Here is a 14,640-nt window from a genome sequence, read left to right as displayed (position 1 = left end):
AAGCCTTCAGGATAACCATAATGATCAAAACATTCATCAACAAGTTGCTCGGCAAGTCGGGCCCAGCGTCCAAGTCACGCTTTGGCAAACGCATGGAAATCGGCCCAACCGAGCACGGCATTAACCCCAAACTGGTCGATGAGCGGGCCCTCAATGTGGTGCGCACACTCCAACAAGCCGGCTTTGAGGCCTACATCGTGGGTGGCGCGGTGCGCGACCTGATGCTCGGGCTGGCCCCCAAAGACTTTGACGTGGCCACCAATGCCACACCGGAGCAGGTCAAAGGCTTGTTCCGCCGGGCTTTCATCATCGGTCGACGTTTTCGCATCGTGCACGTGGTGTACGGGCGGGGCCGTGAGCATGAAGTGATTGAGGTTTCCACCTTCCGGGCGTTTCTGGACAATGCCGCTGCCGAGCAGGTAGCGGGCAATGAGAAAACCAGCAAGAGCGAGCTGGCTGGCATGAAGCACGCGGTAGACAGCACCGGGCGGGTGTTGCGTGACAACGTCTGGGGCCCGCAGGATGAGGATGCAGCGCGGCGCGATTTCACCATCAACGCCATGTATTACGACCCCGAGACGCAAATCGTGGTCGATTACCACCACGGCATCAAGGATGCCAAAGCCAGGGTGATCCGCATGATTGGTGACCCGGTGGCACGTTACCGTGAAGACCCGGTGCGCATCATTCGCGCCATTCGTTTTGTCGCCAAATTGCACGGACTGGGCTTCAAGCTGGAGCCCAAAACGGCTACACCGCTGGTGAAGTCACGGGCTTTGTTGACCGAAATCCCGCAAAGCCGCTTGTTTGATGAAATGCTCAAACTGCTGCAAACCGGCCATGCGCTGGCCTCCATCGAGCAGTTGAAAACGCTGGGCATGGCGCAGGGTATTTACCCGCTGCTGGACGTGGTGGTGGAGCGTGCCGAGACTCCGTTTGTCCAATCCGCCCTGCAAGACACGGATCGCCGTGTCGGCGAGGGCAAACCGGTAGCGCCGAGCTTCCTGCTGGCTTGCGTGTTGTGGGCCGATGTGCGTGATGGCTGGGCGGCCCGCCTGAAAAATCAGCACCCGCACCCGGCGCTGATGGATGCCATTGACGATGTGTTCAATGCCCGCATTGGCGACGTGTCTGGCCGGGGCAAGCTGGCCGGCGACATGCGCGAGATCTGGATGATGCAGCCGCGTTTTGAAAAACGGGTGGGCAGTGCGCCGTTTGGCCTGGTGGAGCAGCCACGTTTTCGGGCGGCGTTTGACTTCATGCGCCTGCGTGCCGAAAACGGTGAGCTGGAAGAAGTGTTGTCCGACTGGTGGGAAGAGTTCAGCCTGGCCGATGACAACCTGCGCAACGACATGGTTGATGCGGTCAAGCTGGAGCAACAACAACGCACCCGCCCGGCTCGGGCCCCACGTTCACCCAGGGTTCACAAAGTACCGGCCAGCAATGCCGAAGTCGCAACCAACCCTGACAAGGCTCCAACAACCGCCGACGCGTTGGTCACCCCGGTGGAAACCACGGAGGCTTCTGCCCCCAAAAAACGCCGCCGTCGCCGTCGCCCCACTGGCAACACTGGAGGTGACGCAGCAAATCAGGGTGCACCTGAGTGAGCCTTGGTACGGCGCAGGTCATGCGTGTTCCCTTCATTGCCCGGAGTTGTCGGCTTGAGGGTAAACATGACTGAATCCACGTGCCCGGAGGTTGTGGTCTACATCAGCCTGGGGGCCAATCTGGGAGACGCGCAGGCCACGCTGAGTTCATGTATTGATCAGTTAGGGCACTTGCCAGATTGCCATTTGCTGGCGTGTTCAAGCCTGTACCGAAGCGCCCCGTTTGAAGCTGTTGGTCCAGATTTTATCAATGCCGTTATTGGCTTGAAAACAAGTATGGATGCGCATGAGTTGCTATTAAAATTGCAGCATCTTGAAAATCGGGCGGGACGCCTGCGCCCCTATCAGAATGCGCCCCGCACGCTTGATCTGGATATCTTGCTGTACGGTCAGGCGAGCATCCAAAGCCCCACGCTGGTGGTGCCGCATCCTCGCATGTGGGCGCGGGCTTTTGTGATTCTTCCGTTGGCCGAAATTGCGCCACACCTGGTCAGCCCGGCCCAATTGGCCGCAGTTGCTTCACAATCAATTGCCCGCCTGTAACCGCGCTAAGATGCCTGTCCGCCCGTTATTGAATTGGAACTGTCTATGAATTTGCAAAACCTTCGATTGGCTTCCAAACTGTGGCTTTCGGCATTACTCATTGTGCTGGGTATTGGTATGGTGGTGGGTTACACCGCGGTGCGTTCGGCGAGTGATCGAGCGCACAGCACGGCTGAACTCGACGCACTCAACCAGCGTGTCAAACTGGCTCTTGCCTGGGCTGGTCATACACAGACCAATGCTGCACGTTCTCAAGCCGTGTTGCTCAGCAATGACCCTGCCGTGGAGAGTGGCCTGAAAGAGGCCATTGCGGCGACTTCGGCCGAGATCGGCAAGCTTCAAAAAGCCATCGACTCAGAAAACCTCACACCGGCTGACCGTACCCAGCTGGCAACCATTGCCAACAACCGTCAACGTGTTCTGGAAACACGTGCACTGGCCATGAAACAGCGTGCCGATGTCATGGCTGTCACCAATGCAGCCAAGCCGTCAGGGGACGCCACAACCCAATCTGCGGAGGGTGCAGCTCAAGTTTCGGCAGAGGTTACCCAGACGTTGAAGACACAGTATTTCCCGGCCATGGCGACGTACCAACAGTCGCTTCGTGATTTTGTGGCCATACAAGAGCAGTCTTATGAAGCCACGCGTGCCGGATATGCCCAGCGGGCCAATGACCTGATCATGTTGTCCAGTAGTTTGATGCTGCTGTTGGTGCTGGGTATTTTGGCCGGTGCGGCGTGGCTGATTCGCACCATCCGTCAACCTTTGATGCAAGCCAATGAAATAGCGGCATGTATTGCCAAAGGTGATCTCAGTGTCCAGGTTGACACGCATCGGGGTGACGAATTTGGTGACCTGATGAAATCGCTGGCGAGTATGGGTCAATCTTTGGGGCAGATGGTGAACCAGGTACGCCACAGCACCGATAGCATTGCCAATGCCAGTACGGAAATTGCTGCTGGCAACAACGATCTGGCTCATCGCACAGAGCAAACCTCAAGCAATCTGCAGTCCACCGCCTCCAGCATGGATCATTTGACCCAAACGGTGCATTTAAGTGCTGACAATGCGCGCCAGGCCAGCACACTGGCCGCTGCTGCATCCAATGTGGCCGAGCGGGGTGGCTCGGTGGTGCGCCAGGTGGTGAGTACCATGGAAGACATCAATGTCAGCAGCCGGAAAATTGCCGACATCATTGGTGTGATCGACAGCATTGCCTTTCAAACCAATATTCTGGCGCTGAATGCTGCGGTTGAAGCAGCCCGCGCGGGCGAACAGGGCAGAGGGTTTGCCGTGGTTGCCAGTGAAGTGCGTTCTTTGGCCGGGCGCAGTGCCGAGGCGGCCAAAGAGATCAAGCTGTTGATCAATTCATCGGTCGAAAAAGTGGCTTCCGGCACGCAGTTGGTGTCTGATGCTGGCATCACGATGACCGACATCGTGAACTCGGTGCGCAAGGTGGCTGAGGTCATTGGCGAAATTACCGCCGCTTCGGGCGAGCAAAGTGCTGGTATTTCGGAGATCAACGCAGCGATTGGCAACCTGGATCAAATGACCCAGCAAAACGCGGCTTTGGTGGAGCAAAGTGCTGCTGCCGCCGAGAGCCTGCGTGATCAGGCTGATCAGTTGGCGCGTGCCGTGGCGGTATTCAAAACCAACGGCTCGAGCTTGACGCTTGCGCAACGTCCGCCACGTGATATTACGCCCAGGCCACAACGAGTGGCTTACCGCAGCCCCGTCAAGCTGTCTGCGCCCAAGGCGAAGCCCGCGCTGGCTCCCCAACCTGCTGCCAAACAGCTGGGGAGTGCACTAAAGCCCACTGCTCACAAGGCGGCCTTGAGTCATCCGGTGCTGGCCAAGACGGCCACTTCCAAAAGTGTCACTAAACCAGCAGCAGACTCAGACTGGGAGACTTTTTAATCCAGACGTGGAAGGACTCATGGCAGTGTCAACGTGCCATTGAGTGTGATGGACGAAGTGGTAGGGGAGATGCCGCTCAAGCTGGCGGTGCTGAAGGTGACAGTCTTGGCGCTTGTATTGACGTTGACGGTTGCTCCCGCATCCAGAATCCTCCAGCTTGGCCCAGCTGAGTTGGTCAGTGTCACAGTTTTTAAGCCGCTGGAATAACTGTCAAGTTGAATGCTCACCCCTTTACCACCATTCCATGTGTAGATGTTTTTGGTGGTTGATCCGAGCAGGAAGGTCTGCAAGCTGGCTGAAGGTGCATCCAGTCCGGTACCCGCCGCATGGGTACCCGTGCCGGTGATTGTCACGGCGGAGCCAGTCGCTGGCGGAACATTCAGTGTGCCGTTTAATGTCAGTGTTCCGGTTTGAGCCACTGAAAATGGAGGCAGTGAGACATTGGTAAAGGTGATGTGGCCATTGGGCAGGTCAAAAGATACACCGAGTGACTCCACCCCAGCCAGAACGACTTGTTTTTGCCAGGCTCCAAATGCACTGCCAGATGTCACCACATGGCCATTGATAGATATGTACCATGGGGTTGCACCTCCTGGCATGCTCCATGACACTGCCGCAGTGGGGTGTGTGCCGTAAGCCGTTGGGTTGAACGCAGAGGGAACGGCGGCACCCGCGATACCCACCGGATTTCCACTGATGGCCAATGATCCCAAAGATGTATTGCCGCCACCTCCTGAATAGGCAGCGTCTGTGACGACCTTGCCTGCACTTGTATAGCCAGACCATGCACCGCTTGTCTTGAGGTCAAAATGGCTCATCGCTCCCGCATGGATAACCAATTGAGTGCCTGCACTACCTGTTAATGTCTCCAGACAGTACGAGGTGGGTGTGTAGTTGTCGCCGTTGTAAGTTGCCGTGCCGTTGACATTGAGCACCAAAGTTGCGCTGCCAGTGGCCACAAAGGAGTCACCTGGGTTGGGGCCGTAGCTGCCTTCACTTCCTGTGTAAGTACGGGCGAAACTGGCCAGTTGTTCTGCGGTGGGTGTTGTCACCGCCGCGCCGGGTCCAAATTGGCTGGTATCGCAAGTCAGGCCAGAACCGCCACCACCACCATTGGCTGTGCTGGTGGTGGCAGACACTTCTGCAGAGCCCAAACTGACGGCCACAGAGTTTTTAGCCACTACTTTGTAGAAATAGCGGGTACTGGCGGACAACCCGGTATCCGCATAACCACCGATGCCCGTGACGGGTGTGGTGGTGATCTTGTTGCCATCAGTGATCGCAATACCACTGGTGTTAGCCCGATAGATGTTGTAGCCGGTTGCCCCTGCAACAGCCGTCCACGTCAGCGTGATTTGACTGGCGCTGTTGGCCGTGGCATTGGGGTTCGCTGGAACATTCAAAAATGCCGGCACAGACGAAGAGATACCGATGTTTCCCTGCGCAGCTGGGCGCAACTGTGCCACGGTCTGGCCAGCGGCATTCATTGCCGCGCCCAGAGCTTCAAGGATCTCGTCATCTGCGTCTCCTACTGAAAAAGCGCCTGTCAGCAAATCTTTTCCAAAGGTTGAACCGGTAATGTCACTCAATTGCTGGTTGACATAGGTTTTGGCTGCCTTCAAATTGGCTTCAATGGTTTTGCCATTGGCCGGGCTAAACGTGTTGAAATTTACGTCGGGGTCTGTACCCAGTGCACGTGCTACCACCAAATCAGTGGCAGGGGTGATGTTGACCCGGCCTGATGCCTGTGCAAAGCTGTAAAGCGTCACGCTAGGGATACCCCCGGATACTTTCAGCATGCAGGGAAGCGTTCTGTCCGTACCCAGCGTTAAGGTGAAGACACCATTCCCATCGGTGGTCCCGGTATATGGCAGGCCAGATGCACAACGGACATTGACAGTGCCATTGGCAATACCAGCCCCGGTAGCCGCCAATCCGGTGAATGTGACCGAACCTGTTCCTGCGGTGCTTGCAGAATCTGTGCCGCCGCAGCCTGATAAGGAGAGTGCAAGAGCCAAACTTCCCATCAGTGTTGTACGGCTCAATAAGTCTGAATACATAAGTAAAACCTCCGTGGATACAAAATGTTGGCGCCGATCTTAGGCAAAGGCTTTGGGTTTGTGACCCCCTAGTTCATGGGGGACGATCTCTGTTCATGGCACCCCTGGAAATTGGGGGAGACAAGCGGAATCTGGTCAGTTAAGCTTGTTGGGCTATTCAAAACAATACCTTGTGTTACACACCATTTAGTTATGCCAGAGCCAACCCATTCGCTGTTTGAGCGCGCACTGATCGTTGAAGACCTGGATGAGCCGCGTGAATGGCTGGCCGACCTGTTGCCAAAAGCCTTGCCCGCAGTGCAGCAGGTGGATACTGCAACCACATTGGCCCAAGCCAGGGAGCGCTTGTCTGAGCATCGTTATGGCCTGGCCTTGGTGGATTGGGGGTTGCCCGATGGCACCAGTGAAAGCCTGATCCAGGAATTGGTGGCTGCCAGGCCTGGCGCGGTGGTGATTGTGGCCACCATCCACGATGATGATGCCCATGTGTTCCCCGCCCTTCGTTCGGGTGCGGCTGGCTATATCCTGAAATCGCAGCCCGCAGCGCTGGTGATGGCACAGTTACAACGCATCGAAAAGGGTGAGCCTGCGTTGTCGCCCTCGGTGGCAGCGCGTATCTTGCGCCATTTTCACAGTGGGCCGCTGTCTGCCACTTCATTTGACTCATCCCAAGTGGCTTTGTCTGATACACCTCTGACCGAGCGCGAGATCAGCGTGCTGCGCTTATTGGCGAAAGGTTATAAGGCCAGTGAAATTGCCGGATTATTGGCACTGAGCCAACACACCGTGACCAGCTACATTCGCGATATTTACCGAAAATTGGAGATTTCCAACCGTGCAGAGGCCACCATGGAGGCCGCACGGCGCGGTCTGGTCGCCTAAGTCGGCCAAGGCAGCCATAACCTGACACAACAACCATTGTCCGGTAGTGGCGGAGGTTCAATGGCCAGGTAAGCGCCAATTTGTTTCGCTCTGAAATGCATGTTGGCTTTACCTCGGCCATTTTTTGAAGAGCACGTGGCATCCACGCCACGCCCGTTGTCACGTACTTCGATGTACAGCATGGGCCCTTCAGGCACCTCGGTGCATCGTGCCGTCAACCAGATATGGGTGGCATTGGCATGTTTGATGACATTGGTGCAGGCTTCTTGCACCACGCGCAGCAACTGCAGCGAGGTGTCACCGGGCAGCACAATGTCGTCGATATCGTCAGATAGTTGCCAATGTAATTGGAGTCCGAGCGAGGTCAAGCGCGCATCCCATCGGTTGCGCCAAGCGGCCAAGCGGTTGGTCAGCGTGGCTTGTGGGTCGGCGTTGTCCATCAGCATGCGTAAATCGTCCAGACCATCTTGCAAGGCGTGTGAAATGGCCTCTTTGTCCAGCATGCCGCGCTCCAGACCACGCAAGGCTGTCATCAGTTGAGCCCCCACGCCATCGTGCATGTCGCGCAACAGTCGCTCACGCTCCTGGACTTGGGCCTGGATCAGCTCTATAGAACGCAGCTTCTCATAACTTTTCTCCAATGCCCGGGTCTTTTCCCTGACGCGTGTCTCCAGCAGCTCATTACTGGCCTCGGCCTGGTTCAAGGTAAGTACAACAAAGTGGACGCAGATCACGGCGTAGGCTATCAGCAGGACGGTAAAACCGTGCAGGATCAAGGAGTTTCGATCTGCTGACAATTGACCAGCAACGGCCAAAACATCGTGAATGCCACTGGCCTCCAAGGCAAAAAAGCCAAGCATAAAAGAGGCTGTTCGCCATGAACCCAAAATGGAACGATTGCGCCAGATCGTGATGTGTGTAAGCGTCAGTATCAGCAATCCAAAGCCAAATGACAACGCCTTTATCAATAAGGCTCCCCATCCAATGGCGAGGCTCAGGGAAAAGGCAGTGACAAAAAACACAGCAATGCCCAGTAAGCCCGAGCGCGCCTTTGGCGTGTCTTTGTCAAAAATCAGCAAAGTGGTTCGATAACAGGCCACCGCAAACAGACTTACTGTCATGGGGTTGAGCTGCTCGAACAACAGGGGTGGTAGGTTGACCAGGTCACTGGCGTAAAAATACCCACGTATACCCCACAGCAAACACATATAACCAAACCAGAGAATGAACAGATCACGTTTGCGCGTGCGCCATAGGGCAATGGCGGCAATGCCAATCACAAAAGTGACCAGTGACACCAGGCTCATGCCACCTGCTGCGTCGGAATAAGCCTGCATCTGCTTGGGAAACATGTTGTCAAAAGACCCATGTTCGGCCCGGGATATCCCTGTTGGAATGTAGGGTAGCGTTTGCAGTTCCACACTCACTTGGTGCGCACCGTTGGGAATTCTGAACAACATGGGTGAGCGGCCGTTGAACGTGAGTGTGGGAAGGTCGGTCTGCTCTTGCCGGGTGAGCTCAATGAAGGGATGAATGGGCAAGGTGGGGTGGCCTTGCATACTGAGCTGATACGGCCCACCCACCCGCGGTAGCCAAAGTGTTTGTTCAGCCGCTTCGCTGCATTCGCCCACATCCAGGGTGTAGCGAATTTTGATGCCTTCGCGCCGCCAGGCAATAGCCAGTTTGTCCGGTATGCTGACGGTGGCCTGGTCAATGACGCGGCCGTTGAGCGTCACCTCTCGTTGTGCCTGGGTAATGTGTGTGGGTGTGTCGCAGACGCTGGCCGAGGCAATGGGTGTCCCACCGAGCCACACCGCCAGAGCAAGTATGCAAAAGCTGGCCAACCGGTGCAAGCTGATCCGCACCGCGTTGGCATACAGAACTTCGCCCGGCATGTCTGGCTGAAAGGCGCTGATGACCTCGCGTTGGATGAAAGGCTGGATTAAGCTATTTCGGCAATCAGTTCAATTTCAACGCAAGCACCCAGCGGTATCTGAGCGACACCAAAAGCGCTGCGGGCGTGGGCTCCTGTTTCAGTGCCAAACACCTCGCCAATCAATTCACTGGCCCCATTGGTCACCAGATGCTGTTCGGTGAAGTCGCCGGTAGAGTTCACCAGTGACATCAATTTGACGATCCGTTTGACGCGGTTGAGGTCCCCCACAGCGGCGTGTAAGGTGCCCATCAGGTCAATGGCGACGGCGCGGGCCGCAGCTTTGCCTTCTTCGGTGCTGATGTTGTTGCCAAACTGGCCAACCCATACTTTGCCGTCTTTTTTGGCAATGTGACCACTCAGAAACACCAAATTGCCGGTTTGAACAAATGGCACATAAGCCGCAGCGGGTACCGCGACGGGGGGGAGGGTGATGCCGAGTTGGGTGAGTTTGGCGTAAATGCTCATGAAAGCTTCCTTGGTAAAGAATGAGTAATAAAAAAGGCTCTAGCGCTTTATATATAAGCGTAAGCAGCTATCAAATTTGATATTTTGACAGAGGCACATTTTAAACTGCCGAGTTGCTTTGGCTTTGGCTTTGGCTTTGGCTTTGAGATTGTGAGGGGTGGTTGCCATCTGGTTCGGTCATGGGCTCCACCGTCACCCCCACATGCAACGTGTGGCTGGCACCGCCGTGAATCACACCGCGCAGGGGTGATACATCGGAGAAATCACGCCCAATAGCCAGGGTTACGTAATCTTCACCCGGTGAATGCCAGCCCGCACGGTCATTGGTGGGGTCCAGGTCAACCCAGCGCTGGCCTTCGGGCAGGTCTGGCAGATACACCGAACCCCAGGCATGTGAGGCATCGCTGCCTTTGAGTTTGACCGTACCAGGGGCTGGCTGTGTCAACAAATAGCCACTGACATAACGTGCGGCCAACCCCAGGGAGCGCAGGCAGGCGATCAAAATGTGGGCAAAGTCCTGGCAAACACCTTTGCGTTGATTCAGTGCTTGCAAGGCTGGGGTATTGATCTCGGTGCTCAGGCTCTCATAAGTGAAATCGGCAAACATTCGGTGCATCAGGTCAAGTGCGGCGGCCAGCAGGCTGCGTCCAGGGGTGAAGCTGGGGCGGGCGTACAGGGCAAATTCGCTTAATCGCGGCACCATGGGGGAAGCAAAGACAAACTCACTGGCGGCATCAAATGTTGCACCCGCTTGATAGCGCAGGCATTCACGTACGTTTTCCCACGCCACGGTGCTCGCGGGCAGGGTACTGGGTTGTGTGCTCACCTCGCTGAATGCCAGCACGCGCAACTGACGGTGAGGTGTCTGCAAGGCAAAAAAACTGCGGGTGTTGCCATACACGTCGATCGTCTGGCACAAATTCGGCGGGCTGGGGTGCACTTCAATCCGGTGGCTGTGCAGTTTTTGCGACTGGGTTTGCAGCGGGGTCAGGTAGGCCATGTGCTGGGCGGTTTCGACCATGGGCCGGTAGTCATAGACCGTTTCATGCGTGATGCCCAGTTTCATGCTGCCCCCACGCTGTAATTGACCAAGCCACTGTGGGTGAAGTAAGTGGTGCTGATGTCTTCGGAAACCTCGTAGGCCGCCTGGCTGCACTCGGTGAGCACCTGCGTGAGCAAGGTGGTGTCGCACAACTGCACCAAACCCAAGGTATTGGGGTTGGGTACTTTCAGTGCCAGTTCGCTGAGTTCTTGTGGTGCGCAGCCCGCCAGTTTGGCCAGGCGGCCGCGCAGGGTGTGCGCCACCCAGGCAATCGAGCGCGGGTTGTCACGGTCCAGCACCAACAGATCAATCAGGGCAGCGAGGTCATGACTTTGCTGAAACTGGGCATGAAAGGTGATGGCGTTGTCAAACAACTCCAGCATGGCATCAAAACCACTGTCGGTTTCCAGACTGCCACAGGCCAGTGCCCGGCGTAATGCGTTGGACAGAAAGCCCAGGCGTTCAATATGCCGCCCAATGCTGAGCAAGCGCCAGCCGTCATCGCGGGTCATGCGGTCCGTTTGGGCACCAGTGATGGCGGCCATGTGGTCGCTGGTATCTTTCAGGATTTGGAGTGCCTTCAGACTTGAGAAGTCGGCTTTTTGGCGGGCACTTGCAAAGCGGTCAAACAGGTCTTCCTCAGCTCGGGTAATGATGCGCCAATGCTCTTGCGACAAGCGTTCACGCACTGTGGAGGCGGCCATTTTCAGGGCCCGCAGGTAGTAACCTACGCTGGTGGCTGCCGTGGTGGAGCCCAGGCTGTCAATCAGGGAGCGCTCAAATACCCGCGGTGCCTGTGTGGGTGCTGGCACACCAGGCAAAACCAGTGTATTGGCTTGAGCCATCTGTCCGAGCCAGACCAGCAGGCTTGGGCTGGAATCTTCTTCACCGTGCAAACATTCCAGTGTCAGGCGTGCCAGGCGAATGGCGTTTTCGGCACGCTCGGTATAACGCCCCAGCCAAAACAGGTTTTCTGCGGCGCGACTGGTTACCAGGCGTTTGCGCTGCATCAAACTTTCAGGCGACAAATGGGGTGCCAACAGCGTGGTGCCATCGACTTCACCATGCGTCAGGGTCCAGACATCTGCACTGCTGCCGCCACGTTGCATGGAGGTGATGTCTTGCCCTTTGCTGGCGACCCGTGCCAGCCCACCAGGCAAGACGCGCCAGCCTTGAGCGCCATCTGAAATAGCAAACACCCGCAGCATGACGGAGCGGGCCAGCATTTGGTTACCCGGTGCTGCCGGGGTTCCTGATGTAGTTGGTGCCTGAGCCCAGGTCGGCATTTGCGACAGCGGTGTATGGGTCTGAATCGTGTGTTCTTGCGGGTGGCGCATGATACGTCCAGCCCATTCATCCAGCGCATGCTGGTCTAGCTTGTTTCCCAGCACCGCATCAAAACTGGCATGAATGTCCGAGCCAGGGTAGGTGGGTTTGATGGCACAGGTGGGCAGGTTCTGCAGGGCTTCTTCCATGGCCCCGCGTTCACCGCACCACCAGGTGGCCAAAGCGGGAAGTTTCAGGGGTTCCCCCAACAACTTCTGTGCCAGGGCGGGTAAAAAACCCAGCAACGCTGGCGACTCCAGAAACGCCGTGCCTGGTGCATTGGCCACCAACACATTGCCCGCCCTTATGGCTTGCAGCAGGCCTGGCACACCCAGGGTGGAGTCAGCGCGCAGTTCAAGGGGGTCCAGATACTGGTCATCAACCCGTTTGAGCAAGCCGTGCACTGGCACCAGGCCCTTAAGAGTTTTCAGGTACAGATGTTCGTCGCGCACCAGCAAGTCGCCACCTTCGACCAAGGTCAAACCCAGGTAGCGTGCCAGATAAGCATGTTCAAAATAGGTTTCGTTGTAGGGGCCTGGTGTAAGGAGTGCCAAATGGGCTTCATTACCCATGGGGCTCAAGCTTCGCAGGCTGTCCATCAATGCACGGTAAGTACCGGCCAACCGCTGCACCCGCATGCTGTCAAAAGCCGGGCTGAATTGCGCCGAGATGGCCAACCGGTTTTCCAGCAAATAGCCCAGGCCGGAAGGTGCCTGGGTGCGCTGTCCCTCCAACCACCAATTGCCATCTGGCCCGCGCGCCAGATCAAAGGCAGCAATGTGAAGGTAGCGCCCCCCCACAGGTTGGACTCCGTGCATGGCTCGTAGGTAACCGGGGTGGCCGTGTACCAATGCGGGTGGTAAAAAACCTTGAGTCAGCAAGGTTTGTGGCCCATACACATCGGCTAACACGTGTTCGAGCAAGCGCACTCTTTGCAGCACGCCAGCTTCAATATGATGCCAACATTTAGCCTCAATCAGCAATGGAAACAAGTCAAGTGACCAAGGCCGTTGCGGGCCATTTTCATCCGCATAGACGTTGTAGGTGATGCCGTTATCGCGTACCTGGCGCGCCAGATTGATCGTGCGCTGATCCATGTCGGCTGCGCTATCGGTAGAGAGATATTCAAAGAATTTCCCCCAGGAGCTTGTTAAATCAGCGCGGGATGCTCCTGAAATTGATAGTGAGGCGGTCAATTCGTCAAAATGCCCCACTTCGGCCAAGCCCGATTTGGGTAGGATGGAAGGTGCATCCGAAGCCTGAAACTGTGTTTGGCTTTGGCGTTGACTTTGGCTAGGGGAGACAGGGGCTTCACTCATCTTTCAGAGTATGCCAGCGAAGCATCGGTTTGGTTGACAATCGCAGGTTATCTCAACTGATATGCCACACATGAACGACACAAATACCGATGCAGCAATCGAAGTAATGGAAGTTGCTGATTCAGCAGTCAAAAGCAAACGGAAAAACCGCTTTGAATCTGCCCAGCCTGTGCTTGAAAAGTTGTTTGAGTACTACCCACATTTGTTTGGGGAACGTTTTTTGCCCCTCAAGCTGGGTATTTTTCAGGAACTGATGGCAGCTCACCCGGAAGTTTTTAAACGCGATGCCCTCAAGACCGCCTTGGGCGTTCACACCCGCTCGACCCGCTATTTGCAAAGTGTGGCGGCTGGCCTCAAACGCCACGACCTGGAAGGCAAGCCGGTAGAAGACGTGGCCCCGGAGCATGTCTTCCTGTCGATTATGGAAGTGTTTCAGCGCCGCCAAGCGCGCTCCAAGGACGACTTGAAACCCAAGCTGCGCGCACAGTTGGTGGCGGCTTACGAGGCATCAGGCCTGTCCCGGCAAGATTACCTGTCACGGTTACCGCTGCTGGATGAGGCCATTGCCAGCCAACTGGACGATGCCATTGCCGAGGTGGAGCAGCAGCGCGCCCGACGGGCTGCACTGGTCATGGCCTATGAGAGTAGCGGTAAAAGTGTGGAGGAATTTTCTGCATCGCTGGGAATGGAGGTTGCACAGGTTCGTACAGCCTTGAAAGAGCGCCGGTAACTATTCCTGCCCTGGAATCTTATGTCGATCTTGCAAGCCAAATCGAACGCTATTTCCCTGCTTGACATCCATGATGTCACTCTGCTGCGTGGCTCATGCAAAGTATTTGATGCGTTGACACTTCAGCTCAACGAGTCGCGAATCGGGCTGATTGGCGACAACGGCGCAGGCAAGAGCAGTCTCTTTCGCATGATTTGTGGCCTGGATACACCGCAGTCCGGCAGCGTGCGGGTCCGTCACATTGACGCGCATCAAGTCAATTCCAAGCGTCCCGGCATGGTCGGCATGATGTTTCAGAATCCGGATGACCAGATCATCTTTCCGACAGTCGAGGAAGAGCTGGCGCTGGGCCTGAGCCCTAGCGGCATATCGCGCCGTGAGGCTATCACCAGGGCACGTGATTTTTTGGCCTCCAGAGGCTTGGCACATTGGTCAGAACGAACCATTGGCAGCCTGAGTCAGGGGCAGCGCCAACACGTGTGCTGGCTTGCCTTGATGATTGCTTCACCCGAGTTGCTGCTGCTGGATGAACCTTTTGCCAGCCTTGACCTTCCTGGACAGGCGTTGCTCGGCATGGACATTGCCAAGGCCAGCCAGCAGGTGATTGTGTCGACACATCTGTTGCACCATGTTCGCAGCTTTGAGCGTGTCATCTGGCTGGATAAAGGTCAGGTGCGGGCGGATGGTTCCGGTCAAAGTGTTTGTGCTGCCTACGAATCAGATGTGGCAGCGCGCCTTGCCGCACAGGCCCTGTCGTTTAATGACGGTCTACCTGATAGCCCCGAGTCAATTCGCTGAGCGCACACAGGACCA

Annotated in this window: 11 protein-coding genes; 6 read left to right on the top strand and 5 right to left on the bottom strand. The window is 56.3% G+C overall.

Going from position 1 to position 14,640, the window contains the following annotated elements; genetic code table 11:
• Positions 1 to 20 precede the first annotated feature (20 nt).
• The 3 genes from pcnB to LDN84_RS23000 all read left to right on the top strand — a co-directional run bounded on the left by pcnB (position 21) and on the right by LDN84_RS23000 (position 4,067).
• On the top strand, positions 21 to 1,607 hold the full coding sequence (pcnB, locus tag LDN84_RS12385) for a polynucleotide adenylyltransferase PcnB (RefSeq protein ID WP_223903766.1): 1,587 nt from the start codon (positions 21 to 23) through the stop codon (positions 1,605 to 1,607).
• Positions 1,608 to 1,673: 66 nt separating this feature from the next.
• A complete protein-coding gene (gene folK, locus LDN84_RS12380) occupies positions 1,674 to 2,150 on the top strand; it encodes a 2-amino-4-hydroxy-6-hydroxymethyldihydropteridine diphosphokinase (protein WP_223903765.1) in 477 nt (158 codons plus the stop codon).
• 45 nt (positions 2,151 to 2,195) lie between these two features.
• Positions 2,196 to 4,067, top strand: coding sequence for a methyl-accepting chemotaxis protein (locus LDN84_RS23000; protein WP_276572398.1), 1,872 nt, complete (start codon positions 2,196 to 2,198; stop codon positions 4,065 to 4,067).
• A gap of 17 nt (positions 4,068 to 4,084) precedes the next feature.
• Here the strand turns inward: LDN84_RS23000 and LDN84_RS12365 are convergent, their stop codons facing one another.
• The gene (locus LDN84_RS12365) at positions 4,085 to 6,127 is read right to left on the bottom strand and encodes a fibronectin type III domain-containing protein (RefSeq protein ID WP_223903764.1); all 2,043 of its coding nucleotides are present in this window, start codon (positions 6,125 to 6,127) and stop codon (positions 4,085 to 4,087) included.
• Between the two features lie 192 nt (positions 6,128 to 6,319).
• Here LDN84_RS12365 and LDN84_RS12360 point away from each other — a divergent pair, with 192 nt between their 5' ends.
• Entirely contained in the window at positions 6,320 to 7,009 is a 690-nt protein-coding gene (locus tag LDN84_RS12360; protein ID WP_223903763.1) for a response regulator transcription factor, read from the top strand.
• On the opposite strand, the gene LDN84_RS12355 is transcribed toward LDN84_RS12360, so the two are convergent.
• From LDN84_RS12355 to LDN84_RS12340, 4 genes are all read right to left on the bottom strand, one after another.
• Entirely contained in the window at positions 7,006 to 8,904 is a 1,899-nt protein-coding gene (locus LDN84_RS12355; RefSeq protein WP_223903762.1) for a sensor histidine kinase, read from the bottom strand. The two genes, LDN84_RS12360 and LDN84_RS12355, sit on opposite strands and share 4 nt — an antisense overlap.
• Positions 8,905 to 8,951: 47 nt before the next feature.
• Entirely contained in the window at positions 8,952 to 9,410 is a 459-nt protein-coding gene (locus LDN84_RS12350; RefSeq protein WP_223903761.1) for a RidA family protein, read from the bottom strand.
• A gap of 100 nt (positions 9,411 to 9,510) precedes the next feature.
• Positions 9,511 to 10,476, bottom strand: a complete 966-nt coding sequence (locus LDN84_RS12345; RefSeq protein WP_223903760.1) for a transglutaminase family protein — start codon at positions 10,474 to 10,476, stop codon at positions 9,511 to 9,513.
• Positions 10,473 to 13,097, bottom strand: coding sequence for a circularly permuted type 2 ATP-grasp protein (locus LDN84_RS12340; protein ID WP_223903759.1), 2,625 nt, complete (start codon positions 13,095 to 13,097; stop codon positions 10,473 to 10,475). The genes LDN84_RS12345 and LDN84_RS12340 overlap by 4 nt, the downstream gene beginning before the upstream one ends.
• 70 nt (positions 13,098 to 13,167) lie before the next feature.
• Between LDN84_RS12340 and LDN84_RS12335 the strand changes: the two genes are divergently transcribed.
• The gene (locus tag LDN84_RS12335) at positions 13,168 to 13,827 is read left to right on the top strand and encodes a ProQ/FINO family protein (protein WP_223903758.1); all 660 of its coding nucleotides are present in this window, start codon (positions 13,168 to 13,170) and stop codon (positions 13,825 to 13,827) included.
• 21 nt (positions 13,828 to 13,848) lie between these two features.
• The gene (locus LDN84_RS12330) at positions 13,849 to 14,625 is read left to right on the top strand and encodes an energy-coupling factor ABC transporter ATP-binding protein (protein WP_223903757.1); all 777 of its coding nucleotides are present in this window, start codon (positions 13,849 to 13,851) and stop codon (positions 14,623 to 14,625) included.
• Positions 14,626 to 14,640 lie beyond the last annotated feature (15 nt).

Origin of the sequence: Rhodoferax lithotrophicus (assembly GCF_019973615.1) — a bacterium.
GTDB classification, from domain to species: Bacteria; Pseudomonadota; Gammaproteobacteria; order Burkholderiales; family Burkholderiaceae_C; genus Rhodoferax; species Rhodoferax lithotrophicus.
The sequence above is the reverse complement of the archived record's forward strand: the minus strand, read 5'-3'. Positions and strand labels throughout refer to the sequence as shown.